The organism is Paenibacillus sp. G2S3 (genome assembly GCF_030123105.1).
GTDB lineage: Bacteria > Bacillota > Bacilli > Paenibacillales > Paenibacillaceae > Paenibacillus_AQ.
Genome location: NZ_CP126095.1, coordinates 4946407 through 4960461, shown reverse-complemented (window position 1 = coordinate 4960461; position 14055 = coordinate 4946407). Strand labels below are relative to the sequence as shown.

Sequence of the window (14055 nt, the reverse complement as noted above, 5' to 3'; positions counted from 1 at the left end):
TATTGTCACGAAAACCACCTAATATTAGTCACTTTCGAGTGAATAGCTGCACTGGAGTCCGAAACTAGGCTCAAAAGGCGAAGAATTGGCAAATAGCGTCATCTGAGTCCAATAGCCAAAGGAGGTGGTTATGATTCGAAAGTAGCGGGGGCATGGTGATGACTCGGAACCAGCAGGGTTTATGATTCGACGATTATGACCTCGAAAGGGTGCACCACGCTGAATCAATTCTCGAAAAATACATGTTTGGTTTGGAACTCTAGATCCTGCTCGCGGTACGTCGAAGGATTGACCCCAAAATAGGACCGAAAAACCTTTCCGAAATAGCTGGCATTATCAAATCCGGTTTCCGTCGCAATCTGGTTGATACTCAAATCTGTTGTTTTAAGTTTAGAAGCTGCCAACTCGATCCGCCGTCTTTTTAAATACTCAAAGGGTGAAAGATTGATGTTTTTTTGAAACAGTCTGCAAAGATGATGCTTGGAAACACCAACATGAGCGGCAACATCGTCTAAGCTTAGATTATTATTATGCAGATCATCCTTCATAAATTGAATAGCGGCGTGAAGCTTGTCATTTTTTATATAGGTGGTTAACAAATTTGGTTTCTTGAGGTATTTCTCCATGGACAAGATCCATTGAAAGACTTTTCCCGTTAAAAGATGCAAATCTCTTTCTTCATGAACCTGAATGTCCTTGAATGTACTCCACAATAAATCAATCGAAACCGATTCTTGGGGGAGTTCTACAATTGGACCGCAATGAGCAGCGAGTTGGTTCCAAAGTGAAATCGCTAAAGGCCCCCGTAGATTGAGCCATAAAACTTCCCAAGGCTCGGTGCCTTCTTCCGGATAATAGTACCTGTGTATGCTGGGGACAGTCACTAGAAAAGCTTTGCCCTTCGTTAACCGATGAACAACCCCATCTATTTCAATTCTACCCTCTCCAGATAATGTGTACTGAAAAATAACACAACTTCTCTCCGTCCGGTTCTGGCCGTTGAAGGAGTAGGTAGGTGAATCAAGTTGTTCCCAGCCGATAGAATCAAACAGAAGCATGGAAGCTTCTTCTTCCGAGCGAAAGGTGTAGGAGGAACGGAACATTAGCAACTTTCCTTTCTAGAAAAAGCTTTTGAGTACAGATCAATAATTTACTACTGTTGTTTACTCTATCAAAGTGTAAACTTTTTTCGTTATCTGTTCAATCTCTGTTGAATACGCAAGGCTGGATACTCATTTTTTATAGCATATGGATGCACTCTAATGAACTGTGATCTCGTTCGGTTTGGGTTAGATTATTCTCAGCTCTAAAAAAATAGATCCGGTGTGGTGGGGGAAATTACCTCACCTTTTTTGTTGCTTAAAATTCCCGATTACGCATATAATACAAACAAGTGTTCTTATTTTTATGGAGGCGATCGCATGCAAATCAGCATCGGCCAAATAATTGAAATTATATATCAGGATAAAGCGAGAAATATCAGCCAGCGGAAAATTGAAATACACAGTATCCGTGACGGCCGCATACGAGCAAGCTGTCTAACTAAAGGAACGCCTCGCATATTCTTGGAAGCAAATATTCTTTCATGGCAACCCGTGCAGGAACAACGTCATGCCTAAGAATCGCGTCATTCTACTGTCTGATTGCCAGGCATTTTACGCCTCTGTGGAGAAAGCTGCCCACCCTGAATATCGAGATAAACCTGTTGCAGTAGGGGATCCAACAAGAATGAACGGTATTGTGTTGGCAGCCTGCCCGCTTGCAAAAGCGAAGGGGGTAACAACGGCTTCGCGTGTAGGTGAAGCTTTAGCAAAATGCCCAGAGCTAATCGTAATAAGACCACGTATGGGGACTTACATTAAAGTATCACTCTTAATATCAGAGATTTACCGAACATATACCGATCTGGTAGAACCCTACAGTATCGATGAGCAGTTTCTGGATGTTACAGGATCTCTTGCGTATTTCGGAGGATCGCTGCAGGATATGATTCATAAAATTCAGCACCATGTTTTACTTTCGACGGGAGTCTGGACACGGGTAGGTATTGGATCTACTAAGGTTATGGCAAAGATGGCGACAGATAACTACGCCAAAAAGATGAAGGATGGGATCTATGAACTTTCTTTTGACCAATTAGAGACGACCCTTTGGAAACTTCCCGTGCAGGATATGTTTATGGTAGCGGCTAGAATGACCAAGAATTTTTGGCGTATGGGTATATCCACAATTGGAGATATTGCGCGAATGGAACTGTCAGAGTTTAAGCAACGAATGCGAACTACCATGGGCAAGCAAAGTGATATTCAAGCGGAATATTATTGGCAAACTGCGCGAGGGCTAGATCCTAGTCCAGTGGTCACAGGAATGCGTCATCAAATCAAATCAGTGGGACATGGCAAGGCTTTGCGCTGGAATTTATACACCAGGCATACGGATATTGAGGTTGTGCTGCTTGAGCTTGTCATTGAAGTATGCCAGCGAGCTCGGCGGTATGGTTATATGGGATCGGTAGTATCTATTTCAGTTTTTGAGACGGACGGAGAGCGTTCAAACGCTTACGAGCGCCAGATGACATTGCCCGAACCAACATCACTAACACACGAAGTAGCTGCAGCTGCGCAAAAATTATTTGCAGACAACTGGTCGGGTCTCCCGATAGGTCGATTAGCGATTTCCTTGTCTAACCTATCAGATGATAGCGTCATCCAACTTACACTCTTTGATGACAGGGTTCGGGCTTACAACAAAGAACGTGCAATCGATCAAATAAAAGCCCGTTATGGCAGTAAAGCTCTAATCAGAGCTTCATCTATGCTTGAATCCGGTGTTGCCCTAGAAAGAGCTGAACAGATTGGAGGTCACTATAAATGAGTAAACTTGAGGGTAATGAACGCTGGAAAACGAAAATGATCATGACCGAGCATGTTGAGCAGTACGAGGAACAGCAGCGTGAGCACCCAGATAAAATGATAACTATGGAGGAACGTACGATGGTTCGAGACCTCATTTTGCTTCCTTATATAGATACTATGGTTAGCAAGAGCCTGAAAGAGATTGAGCCCTCCAGCAACATTCTTAAACGTGCCTATTTGATGGCTGGTCAAGCCATTCAACGCCGGATCATGCAGGATACCTATCGGCTGCAAAAAGGGCTGAAACAGCGAAATATCAGGGTGCTGGCAGATGAACAGGAGGAATTCTTGGTGTATTACAAAATCTTTTGCCGAGGATATCAGGAACGCTTTGGATTAACTCGAGATGTTATGCGTACAGAGATAAGCTTAAGGTTAACTAAATACACAGCTGAACTCGGAGCAATATTAAAAGATCATTTGAAATAAAACAAGGCTTTTTCAGTGATTATACTGGCGTGGTCTTGTTTTATGTGAACCAGAAATTAATCCCGGAAACCTTCTACTGATGGAATAATCGCCCAGGGATATGATAAGCTCATGTAGAGTTATCATATCCCTAAACAGAGGAGGGAAATCTATGAGCTGTTTGATCACAGGGAACACTTATTATGGATTTCAGGTCGTTAATGAGGAATATATCCGGGAGAACGAATCCAACGTATTTACGCTGGAACATCTAAAGAGCGGCGCCAGGCTGCTGTTCGTGCAGAATCAGGATGACAACAAGGTATTTAGCGTAAGCTTTAGGACCCCACCTGAGGATAGTACAGGGGTCTTTCATATTTTGGAGCATTCCGTATTATGTGGTTCAGAGAAATATCCGGTCAAGGAACCTTTTGTAGAATTACTGAAAGGCTCAATGCAGACGTTCCTGAACGCATTTACGTTTGGGGACAAGACGATGTATCCAGTGGCGAGCCGGAACGATCAGGACTTCTCCAATTTGGTGGAGGTTTATCTGGATAGTGTCTTTAAGCCAAATATTTATAAGCAACAAGAAATCTTTGAGCAAGAGGGCTGGCATTACGAGCTTCGGCATACCGAAGATGAGCTTATCTATAAAGGCGTGGTTTACAACGAAATGAAGGGTTCTTATTCCTCGCCGACTACGGTATTGATGGACAGAATCAAAAAGACATTGTATCCGGACACGATTTACCGCCATTCCTCAGGTGGAGATCCACAGGAGATTCCTGCGCTAACGTATGAGCAGTTTCTTAAGGCGCACAGTAATTATTATCACCCGTCCAACAGTTATTTTTATCTCTACGGAGACGTTAATATTGAAGAAAAGCTGCAATTTATAGACCAAGAATATCTTGAGTCTTATGAACGAAACAGCTTCGATACTTCCATTCCCCTACAACAGCCCATTGGAATGACGGAGCTGGTAGCGGATTATCCGATTCTGGAAGCAGAAGCCGCCACAGACAAGACTTATTTGAGTCTAAATTATGTGATTGGAACCTCTACAAATCGGGAACTGAACCTGGCTTTTGATATTTTAAAAAGTATGCTGATGGACAGCAACGCAGCTCCGCTCAAGCAAGCCCTGCTCGAAAGCGGACTGGGCAAAGACGCGTTTGCTTTTTATTCTGACAGTATGGTTCAACCGCTGCTTGGCATTACGCTGACGCATTCCAATGCCTCCTCCAAAGATGCCTTCGTGGAGCTGGTGAAGACTACATTAAAGCGTTTGGCCCAGGACGGACTAGATGAGAAGCTGGTGCTGGCAGCGGTCAACAGCAAGGAATTTGAACTGCGGGAAGGGGACTTTAACCAGTATCCGAAGGGTCTTACTTACAATATCGAAGTGATGAAGTCCTGGCTCTATGACGGTCAGCCGACTACTCACATGCGCTATGAAGAGGTGCTCACGGCCATTCGGGAAAAGCTTGCGGACCGTTATTTTGAGAAGCTGATTGAGGATTATTTGCTGAACAGTGATCATTGCAGTCTGGTGGTGCTGAACCCGTCCAAGACGATCGCAGCTGAAAAGGAAGCATCCACTCAGCATCAATTGAGTGAATACAAAGCGTCACTGCAACCAGACGAACTAGGGCAACTAGTTCAGCGTACACAGAACCTCTTGGCGCGGCAGAGTCGTCCGGATGCAGCCGAAGATTTGCAGAAGCTACCGAGCTTGTCGCTACAGGACATTAACCGGAGCATAGAACCTCAGGTGCCGACCCATGAACAAACCCATGAGGGCATAAAGGTGATCCACCATGAGGTAGCTACCCATAAGATTGCCTACTGCAAGCTTTATTGGGATACGGGTGTTATAGCTCCTGAACGAGTTCCTTATTTGGTACTATTGGCAGAGGTATTGGGCCAAATGGGGACTGCATCCTACAGCATTGAAGAGCTTACCAGTGAAATCGGGATCAAAACCGGGGGCATATATTTCAGGAATGAGCTCTTTGGCGCTGCAAAAGCTACGGGGGCGGGTTATCAGCCTAAATTCTCTGCGTTGGTGAAGGTGATGGCGGGGCATATTGGTGAATCACTGGATCTGCTGCGAGAGATCCTCTATACAAGTGCGCTTGACAATCTGACTAAGCTGCAGGAAATCGTCCGCCGGGAAGCCTCGCAGATGGAATCGATTCTGAATCAAAGAGGGAATGAGATTGCGGCCAGCCGCCTGATGTCCTATTTCTCGGATATGGGAGCGTATCAGGAGCAACAGGGCGGTGTAACTTATTACCGCTTTATCCGTGAGCTTGCTGAGACATTCGACCAACAGGGAGCTCAGGTGGCAGACACACTGAAGGACATCTGTGGGATTTTGTTCAATAAAAACAATTTGATCATCAGCGTGACCGGAACACCTGACTTGTATGAGGAATTCGCCAATAATGTTGCGAGGCTGGATATCCAGGATCGACCAGTAGTGAGTATGCCAAAGATTACGGCGCAGGGACATGCAAACAATGAAGGATTTATGTCTTCCAGCCAGGTACAATATGTGGTCAAGGGATACAACTTTACTAAATTAGGATTCACGTATTCCGGCAAAATGCAGGTGCTCAAAAAAATCTTGAGCCTCACCTATCTGTGGAATGCGGTGCGTGTGAAGGGCGGTGCCTATGGTGGAAACCTGGTTCTGCGCAGAGATGGGATGCTGATGTTCACTTCCTACCGTGATCCGAATTTGCAGGAGACGCTGGAGGTTTATGATCAGGCGTACCGTTTTGCTGAGGGATATGAAGCAGATGCCGACGAGATGACCAAAGCGATCATCGGCACCTTGTCCATGCTGGACCAGCCACTTAGTCCCAGCGCTCAGGGGCGGCGGGCAGACCGACATTATTTTGAACAGGTGACGGAAGCCGAGCTACAGCAAGAACGGGATGAAATCTTGTCGACCACACCGGAAGACATCAGACAGTACGCCGATTTACTTAAGGCTGTGACGGAACAGAACTATTTCACAGTGGTCGGCAATGCGTCGAAGCTGAAATCGACAAAAGCATTATTCGGAAGTTTAGAGGAACTTGTGAAGTAAAATGCTCTAATAGCTCCTTTTCAGTACCTGTCTACTCGACAAGTGCTGGAGAGGAGCTTTTTAAATTTAGTTAGAACATTTACAGTTAGAATTCTAACTATTAGGATAATGATGCTAGGAAGTGTTCTAACTAATAGGTATGAGGAGGAATTAATAATGAACAAACACGTTGAAAATACACCTTTTTCTAATTTGATTCGAGAGATCGGGATGAAAATAAAAAGTACAGCTGACGCTAGGTTAAATGAGCTAGGTTTGAATTCACAGCAAGGACATATGATCAGCTATATTTTTGAAAATCAAGAAAAAGGTGTTATTCAGAAGGATTTGGCGGAGGTCTTTAATAGAAAAGGAGCGAGCATCACCAGCATGCTTCAGGGGCTAGAGAAGAAAGGCTATATCAAGCGAGTCACTCCTGAGAATGATGAACGACAGAAGAGTATTTTTGTTTTGGAAAAGGGTGCTCTGTTGGTTGAGGAGTTTAATGAGATTTTTTCTGAGGTAGAAGCAAGCATTACAAAAGCACTCAGCTCAGAAGAAACTGCAACCTTAAAGTTTTTACTACAGAAAGTAAATTCAAGTCTATAAAAGTTCGGAGGATCTCTATTATACGAGAAATGAATGTAGTGGATGACGGGAGCTTGGCTCGCGCTTTTTTGCAAATATAAGAAAGTATAAGTTTTACAATATACTTTATGTCTTATATTTCTCGCATAAACACCTTTGGCGTCCTTATAAGGACGCCAAAGGTGTTTATATTTGGTTGTCTAGAAGATTTCGCAACTAAAGGATCGGTAAAATTAGTTCCAAAATGAACAATTATAGTTCTTATGATCACCGCCTACTTTTTCTACAATTATGGATAAGTAAAGGAGGAGAACTATGATACGAAAATTTCATCTTAAAATGGATACACGCGAAGCAATCGCTGGGTATTTATTCGTCGCTCCACTTATGTTGGGGCTGGTCATCTTGACGTTGATCCCCGTGCTGGGCTCACTGCTGTTAAGCTTCACGAACTGGAACTTTGTGGCTGGGCTAGGGGGGATTAAGTTCGCGGGCATGGATAATTTCATAAGGCTTTTTCATGATGATGCTTTTATGAAAAGCTTGCTGAACAATCTGCTCTTTATTATCACAGTACCGGTTACGATCATCGTTGCGCTATTGCTGGCTATCTTGATTGATAAACAGGTGTTTCTGAAGGATTTGTTTAAAGTGATTTATTTCCTTCCGTACATCTCCAGTGTAGTTGCCATCGCTATGGTTTGGCAGGTAATGTTCCATCCCTCACTAGGACCTGTCAATCAATTCCTGATGTCACTGGGGTGGAGTAATCCGCCAAAATGGTTAGCTGATATTCATTATGCTTTGCCGTCGCTTATGTTGATCCAAATCTGGATTCAGCTCGGTTACAACATTATTATTTTTATCGCAGGGTTGCAGAGCATTCCGAAGGATCTTTATGAAGCAGCTGATATTGATGGCGCCAATAGCTGGCGGAAATTCCGCAATATCACGGTTCCCTGCATTTCCCCAACCACCTTTTTCTTGCTGGTTACGGGGGTCATCGGCTCCTTTAAGATCTTTGATCTAATACAAGTACTAACACAAGGCGGACCTGCTAACTCCACGACAGTTATCGTATATGAGCTATATGACACTGCCTTCAACCAGTTAAAGACGGGTTATGCTTCTAGTATGGCACTTGTCCTGTTCCTCATCTGCCTGATCATTACAGCCCTGCAGATGTTAGCGCAAAAAAAATGGGTCAATTATTAAAGGCAGAAAGGAGAAATTACAGTGAGAAAAGAGCTTCTATCCAGAACCATCTGGACAATCGCAATGGGCCTGCTAGGCATCGCATTTCTTTTACCATTTCTATGGATGTTGTCCACTTCCTTTAAACTGGAGAAAGATGTATTTAACTTTCCAATTCAATGGTTGCCACAGCAGTGGAACCTCATTGAAAATTATAAACAGGTTTGGTCGGGTGACTTCGCTCGCTATTATGGAAATTCCATTTATATTACGCTAGCCACGACTATAATTAATGTGCTGATATGCGCACTGGCTGCTTATGGATTCTCCAAGCTACGTTTTCCGGGTAGAGATGCCATGTTTGTAGTTGTCTTGGCGCTTTACATGGTTCCTCCGCAGGCTTCGCTAGTTCCACAGTTTCTACTGTTTAACTGGCTGAATCTGATTGATACGCACCTAGGATTGATCTTAATTAACAGCTTTAGTATTATTGGTGCGTTTATGCTCAAGCAATTTTTTATGGGGGTAAACAACGAGTATCTTGAATCGGCGCGGATGGATGGAGCAGGTCATTTTCGCTCTTTTCTACAAATTGCATTTCCGCTGATCCGTCCCGCTGTAGCTACTTATGCTATTCTGCGTTTTATCTGGACCTGGAACGACTATCAGTATCCACTCATTTTTTTGAAATCTAAAGAGCTGTTTACGATTCAGTTAGGTATTCGGTTGTTTGGGGACCAATATGGGGATGTCTATTCCCTCATGATGGCTGGTGCGGTATCTGCAATTCTGCCACTGCTGATTATTTTTGCTCTCGGTCAGAAGCAGGTTATTGAGGGAATTGCCCTCGGAGGCGTGAAAGGATAATAAAAGTCAAAATAGTTTCTCTTCGGTAGAATATGAGAACTTTCCTCGTCTATCCTGCATGTTAGGATGTTCTTGTAAGCAGTTACATAGCTTTGGCTGTAAAGCGAGGTATACCCAACACATTAATAGGAGGGTCTATATGAAAAAGAAATTATTATCCGTGCTTATGATCACATCTATGGCGTTGTCATTGGCTGCTTGCGGTGGAAATGCGAAAACAAATAATGCAGGAGCAACAGATGCGCCTGATGCTGGTGGAAATAAGGAGCCTGCAGCAGAGAAGGTTACGCTGAAGCTGAGTACCTGGCAGACGGAAGCCAAAGCGAAGTGGAGCACGATTATCGCAGAGTTTGAGAAGGCGCATCCCGACATTCATGTAGAAGTGGATCTACTAAATGAAAAAGGCGATTCTGTAGCTTCCATGCAGAAGCTGGATTTGATGGCCGCTGCAAGTGATCCGCTGGATATTGTCGAACTGCCGTATACCAACTATTCGCAGCGTGCAGATATCGGTTTGTTAGCACCGATGGACGACTATATTCAGAAAGAAGGGTATAAGCTCTCAGATGAATACCTAGTGGACACTTCGGTCAATGGCAAAATCTATGCGTTACCGTCTTCTATGCAGCGCTGGTTCGTGCTCCTCAACAAAGAAATGCTAGATGAGGCTGGTCTGCCGGTTCCGACCGACTGGACTTGGGCGGATTTCGAAGAGTATGCCAAGAAACTGACCAAGGGTGAGGGTGCAACGAAGCGTTTTGGCGCATATTTGCACAATTGGCCGGATTATTTCCAACTCCAGCTAATGAGTAAACCTGAGAATAATACTTTTCTGAAAGCTGACGGAACCTCCAATGCCCTGGACCCGCAGTTTAAGGCTAATCTGCAGATGATGAAGAAAATGATGTACGAGGATAAGAGTGCAACTCCTTATGAGGATATTATTTCGCAGAAACTTGCCTACCGGAATCAGTATTTTAACGGTTTAGCAGCGATGCTTCCGATGGGAGACTGGATGGTTGCAGAATCGGGTGGAACGGATGCCATTCCAGCAACCTTCGTTACAGCGTTTGCCCCGATCCCTCGACTGGATAGTGAGAGCAAACATTACTCACCTGTTCAGCCAACCTATATGGGGATAGCTGCTAAATCTAAGCATAAGGAAGCTGCTTACACCTTTGTGCGCTGGTATACCTCAGAAGGACTGGAAATCGGCGGACGTGTCTTCTCTGGCTGGGCGAAATCGGATACGAACAAATTGGTGGATACGATTGTGAGTGGTTCTAAGGATCCATCTAAGATTGATGTTGATTCCCTGAAATATACGATGGAGAATTCGACACCTGGTGCGACGCAAGTTCCGGCTAAATATGCGGATGAAGCGAAGAACAACGTTATTCCAGAAGCGGAAATGTATCTCCTTGGCCAACAGGATCTGGATGTCACCGTTGCCAATATCGATAAGAAAATTTCGGAAGTCGTTCAGAACAACAGCGGAAAGTAGGCGGAGACTGATTGTAGGCTTCCCCAAGGGGGCTTATAATGTGGGGGCAGGAAAGCATTTCTGCCTCCTGCTCCAAATTTAAAACAGATATGGGGCCTGTCATCCGTGTTTAGAAAGCATCAATCACTTCGAATGAAACTTGTCTGGTCTTCAATGATCTGCGTACTGATCCCGCTAGTCTGCATTTACATGGTTACAGATTATTTAACCCGGGATCTGATTCTGGAGAAGGCCGTTGGCAGCGCAAGAGAATCTCTCAATGCATCCAGTGCCAATATGAATGCCATTTTTGAACAAACGCTGGAGCAGTCCAATTTCGTGCTTCAGAACAGCGAAATCAGGCAGATGATGTCTGCCGATGCAGAAACGCTCCGTTCAGCGAAGGAAATCATCCAGTACAACCGTATGTCACGGATGCTGGATGATATGTTCGTTCTAACAGAATATTTGAAAGTAACGCTGATAGGAAAAAATGGATTTATTTATACCAGCTATCCTTACAGTGACTTCAATCCGAAAACCTTTTATAACGAGCAATGGATGTCGCTGATGAAACAGATTCAACCTATCTCGACCTATTGGAAAGCGGAACACGATACTTACTATAACTACTCGGATAAGGACTCAGCTAATTGGGTAACCATTGCGAGACCCATTCAATCGACTTCCAGTAGCACGATCGGATATATGATTATCAACATTAATGAGCGTAAACTCCGCCCTTATCTGAATAACGACAATGGCAAAGAGATGATGCTTTTGGATGACAAGGGAACTGTCGTCTCGCATGCTGATAAGGCTCAAATTGGTGAAACGATGACGTGGTGGAAAAAGGATGGTGAGCTTGATACTGTCGAGATCAGTGGGGAGAAATTTTTGTATGTTGACCAGGAGCTGAGCAGCAACAGATGGCAGATGGTGAGCATTATCCCTATGAAGGCGGCATTGTCAAAGAATAAACAGATTTTATTTATCAGCTTAGCCGTGCAAATTCTATTCTTTACCTTGTTTTCCGTTCTCTTAACCGTTCTTATCTCTAAGCTAACTCAGCCTATCGTAAAATTAAGTACTTTTGTAAAGCGAATTGGTCGTGGTCAATTGGACGAACGTTCATTCATTCGAGGAAATAATGAGGCGGCACAGCTAGCCCGCACCATAGACCAAATGCTAGATCGAATCGAGTCTATGATTGAACAAATTACTTATGAGCAAACGGGAAAAAGAAAAGCTGAATTAGAGATGTTGCAGGCGCAGATCAATCCGCACTTCATGTTTAATCTGTTGAATTCGATCCGGTTAAATATTCTGATGCAAGGAGACAAGGAGAACGCCGAGCTGATTGGTTCGCTGTCGTCTTTGCTCCGTATGACCTTTAACAGAGACAATGAGTTTATCCCGCTTCGTGAGGAGACAGACACGATATCTCATTATGTGACTTTGATGAATTTTCGTCATGCCAATCAGGTCAGGCTGGAAATGAATTTAGCGGATGGGAGCGCTGAAGCGCTAGTACCTCGCTTTATGATTCAGCCAATGATCGAGAACGCCATCATCCATGGTTTCGAGCAGTTTGGTGGTGAGATTTACATTGATGCTCGTATAATTGCAACTACCGGAACGCTGGTTATCACGATTAAGGATAATGGCATGGGAATGTCACAGGAGAATTTAAAAAGGCTTCGTGAAACCGCATACAGCAGTGAGCAAATTGCAGAAGAGGACAGAAAAGGCTTCTCTGGCATAGGCTTACGCAATGTGGCCCAACGCCTCAGTATGATTTATGGCGCTTCTTTCAAGCTGAATATTCAAAGCGAACCTGATGTGGGTACGGAGATTTGTCTGGAGTTTCCACTGAATGAGGGAAAGGTGGGTGTGGTGAATGCTGACGGCAATATTGGTGGATGATGACTATCCGGTTATCCGTTATTTGTCGCAGGCCGTACCTTGGAGCGAACTCGGTATTGAACTTATCGGATGTTATTATAGCGGTCTCGAGGCTTGGGAAAAAGCACAGCTGAATCCACCAGATCTGATCATTACCGATATTGGCATGCCCAAGATGAACGGTCTGGAGATGCTTGAGAAATTCAGAGCAGTGAAGCCCGGAACCCGTGCGATCATTCTCTCCTGCCACAACGAATTCAAATACGCTCAGCAGGCGCTGAAATTAAACGTAGGAGAATACATTTTAAAGGAATCACTGGATATCGAGCAGCTACAGCAAGCCCTTAAAACCCTTGTGACGGAAGTGGGTTTGAATAGGAAGCAGCATTCAGAAATGCTAGTTTATAAGCAAAAACAGTCTCAAAACCGCGCCGCGTTGAAGGAAAAGTTTCTAAAAGATACACTGTATCAGTCCTGGGACAAGGAGGCTTGGATCGAGCAAGCCAGGTCAAACGGAATCTTGATCCATGCTAAGAATTATATTCCGTTGCTTATTGTAATTGACCGACCTGAGGAAGCTTCAAGGGTGCGCCGGATGAGTGAATATACGATTTCTTTTGCAGTTGAGAATATCATGCAGGAAGTGCTTGAGGCTGATCACAGCTTGTTTATTTCGAGATACAGCCATAAGGAAATTGTCATTCTCTTTTGTAGCGACAAGCCATCCAAAGACCACCAAGCGATCTATCATTCTATTCAAAATGCAGCATCTGCAGTGCAGAAATATCTCAAGCTGTCCGTCTCCTGCATATTTGGCGCTGAGGCGCGCAGTCCTGAGGAAATTCGCGGAACACTGCAACGGATGTTAAGGGAGAAGAGCCAACGCTTTTATTTTCCTACGGCAGGAATCCACCGTTTTGAAGAGATTTGCTTTTCAATGGAAGATATTTATGCCGAATATGGAAGCCTGTACGCTGTTATCAATGATGATATTGCTCTGAACAGGGACACGGAGCTTCGCGTTCATATAAAGGAATGGCGAGAATGGGTGTACTCGCAAAAATTCCATCCCAATGAAGTCAAGGAATGTGTGCTCCGCTTGCTGATGGACTTGCAAATGAAGACGAAACAGCTGCTGCAATCTCCATTGCCTATGGCCGAAGAGAAGCTGTTCAGCGTGGTGGGTGACATTGAAACCCTAGAGCATTTGGAAGATTGGTTAGTTCAGTACTTGGAGGAATTAGCGCGGAAAATAAGTATTTTCTCCATTAAGTCCAAACGGAGCGAGGTTATCAAAGCCCAGCAGTTCGTGATTAGTCATGTAACGGAGAAAATAACGCTAGAGGACATGGCTGGACGCCTGAACTTGAATGCCAGCTATTTTAGTCGTCTCTTCAAAAGGGAAACAAACCAGAATTTCATTGAATATGTAAATATGCTAAAGCTTCAAAAGGCAAAAGAGCTGCTTAATCAGTCTGGAAAGACTGTGGAAGAGATCTCCGAGTATCTGGGTTATGCCAACAAAAGTTATTTTATCAAGCTGTTTAAACGAGAAATGGGCATGAGGCCCAGTGAATATGCGGCTTGGCATTGAGTATGGATTGGAGGGACCA

The 14055-nt window shown here is 44.2% G+C and carries 11 protein-coding genes; 10 read left to right on the top strand and 1 reads right to left on the bottom strand.

Annotated features, from left to right (window positions below; genetic code table 11):
- Window positions 1-224 precede the first annotated feature (224 nt).
- The gene (locus QNH28_RS21870) at window positions 225-1103 is read right to left on the bottom strand and encodes a helix-turn-helix transcriptional regulator (RefSeq protein ID WP_283908535.1); all 879 of its coding nucleotides are present in this window, start codon (window positions 1101-1103) and stop codon (window positions 225-227) included.
- 318 nt (window positions 1104-1421) lie between these two features.
- On the opposite strand from QNH28_RS21870, the gene QNH28_RS21865 reads away from it, so the two are divergent.
- The 10 genes from QNH28_RS21865 to QNH28_RS21820 all read left to right on the top strand — a co-directional run bounded on the left by QNH28_RS21865 (window position 1422) and on the right by QNH28_RS21820 (window position 14036).
- Window positions 1422-1619 carry a hypothetical protein gene (locus QNH28_RS21865; protein ID WP_283908534.1) on the top strand — a complete coding sequence of 66 codons (198 nt, stop codon included), beginning with the start codon at window positions 1422-1424 and terminating at the stop codon, window positions 1617-1619.
- Window positions 1612-2874, top strand: coding sequence for a DNA polymerase IV (locus QNH28_RS21860; protein WP_283908533.1), 1263 nt, complete (start codon window positions 1612-1614; stop codon window positions 2872-2874). Before QNH28_RS21865 ends, QNH28_RS21860 begins: the two co-directional genes overlap by 8 nt.
- Entirely contained in the window at window positions 2871-3344 is a 474-nt protein-coding gene (locus tag QNH28_RS21855) for a YhjD family protein (RefSeq protein WP_283908532.1), read from the top strand. Before QNH28_RS21860 ends, QNH28_RS21855 begins: the two co-directional genes overlap by 4 nt.
- Window positions 3345-3495: 151 nt before the next feature.
- Window positions 3496-6426, top strand: coding sequence for an insulinase family protein (locus QNH28_RS21850; RefSeq protein ID WP_283908531.1), 2931 nt, complete (start codon window positions 3496-3498; stop codon window positions 6424-6426).
- Between the two features lie 156 nt (window positions 6427-6582).
- Complete coding sequence (locus QNH28_RS21845; protein ID WP_283908530.1) at window positions 6583-7014, top strand: MarR family winged helix-turn-helix transcriptional regulator; 432 nt, start codon at window positions 6583-6585, stop codon at window positions 7012-7014.
- A 294-nt stretch (window positions 7015-7308) separates the two neighbouring features.
- Window positions 7309-8208 carry a carbohydrate ABC transporter permease gene (locus tag QNH28_RS21840; protein ID WP_283908529.1) on the top strand — a complete coding sequence of 300 codons (900 nt, stop codon included), beginning with the start codon at window positions 7309-7311 and terminating at the stop codon, window positions 8206-8208.
- 63 nt (window positions 8209-8271) lie between these two features.
- Complete coding sequence (locus QNH28_RS21835) at window positions 8272-9054, top strand: carbohydrate ABC transporter permease (protein WP_283912227.1); 783 nt, start codon at window positions 8272-8274, stop codon at window positions 9052-9054.
- A 139-nt stretch (window positions 9055-9193) separates the two neighbouring features.
- Window positions 9194-10558, top strand: coding sequence for an ABC transporter substrate-binding protein (locus tag QNH28_RS21830; RefSeq protein ID WP_283908528.1), 1365 nt, complete (start codon window positions 9194-9196; stop codon window positions 10556-10558).
- Window positions 10559-10690: 132 nt separating this feature from the next.
- Window positions 10691-12463 carry a cache domain-containing sensor histidine kinase gene (locus QNH28_RS21825; RefSeq protein ID WP_283908527.1) on the top strand — a complete coding sequence of 591 codons (1773 nt, stop codon included), beginning with the start codon at window positions 10691-10693 and terminating at the stop codon, window positions 12461-12463.
- Entirely contained in the window at window positions 12438-14036 is a 1599-nt protein-coding gene (locus QNH28_RS21820; RefSeq protein ID WP_283908526.1) for a response regulator transcription factor, read from the top strand. The genes QNH28_RS21825 and QNH28_RS21820 overlap by 26 nt, the downstream gene beginning before the upstream one ends.
- Window positions 14037-14055: the final 19 nt, after the last annotated feature.

Coding starts and splice junctions, on each gene's coding strand:
- QNH28_RS21830 (WP_283908528.1), top strand. CDS start 9,194: ATGAAAAAGAAATTATTATCCGTGCTTATGATCACATCTATGGCGTTG.
- QNH28_RS21850 (WP_283908531.1), top strand. CDS start 3,496: ATGAGCTGTTTGATCACAGGGAACACTTATTATGGATTTCAGGTCGTT.
- QNH28_RS21825 (WP_283908527.1), top strand. CDS start 10,691: ATGAAACTTGTCTGGTCTTCAATGATCTGCGTACTGATCCCGCTAGTC.
- QNH28_RS21820 (WP_283908526.1), top strand. CDS start 12,438: ATGCTGACGGCAATATTGGTGGATGATGACTATCCGGTTATCCGTTAT.
- QNH28_RS21865 (WP_283908534.1), top strand. CDS start 1,422: ATGCAAATCAGCATCGGCCAAATAATTGAAATTATATATCAGGATAAA.
- QNH28_RS21845 (WP_283908530.1), top strand. CDS start 6,583: ATGAACAAACACGTTGAAAATACACCTTTTTCTAATTTGATTCGAGAG.
- QNH28_RS21855 (WP_283908532.1), top strand. CDS start 2,871: ATGAGTAAACTTGAGGGTAATGAACGCTGGAAAACGAAAATGATCATG.
- QNH28_RS21870 (WP_283908535.1), bottom strand. CDS start 1,103: ATGTTCCGTTCCTCCTACACCTTTCGCTCGGAAGAAGAAGCTTCCATG.
- QNH28_RS21860 (WP_283908533.1), top strand. CDS start 1,612: ATGCCTAAGAATCGCGTCATTCTACTGTCTGATTGCCAGGCATTTTAC.
- QNH28_RS21840 (WP_283908529.1), top strand. CDS start 7,309: ATGATACGAAAATTTCATCTTAAAATGGATACACGCGAAGCAATCGCT.
- QNH28_RS21835 (WP_283912227.1), top strand. CDS start 8,272: ATGGGCCTGCTAGGCATCGCATTTCTTTTACCATTTCTATGGATGTTG.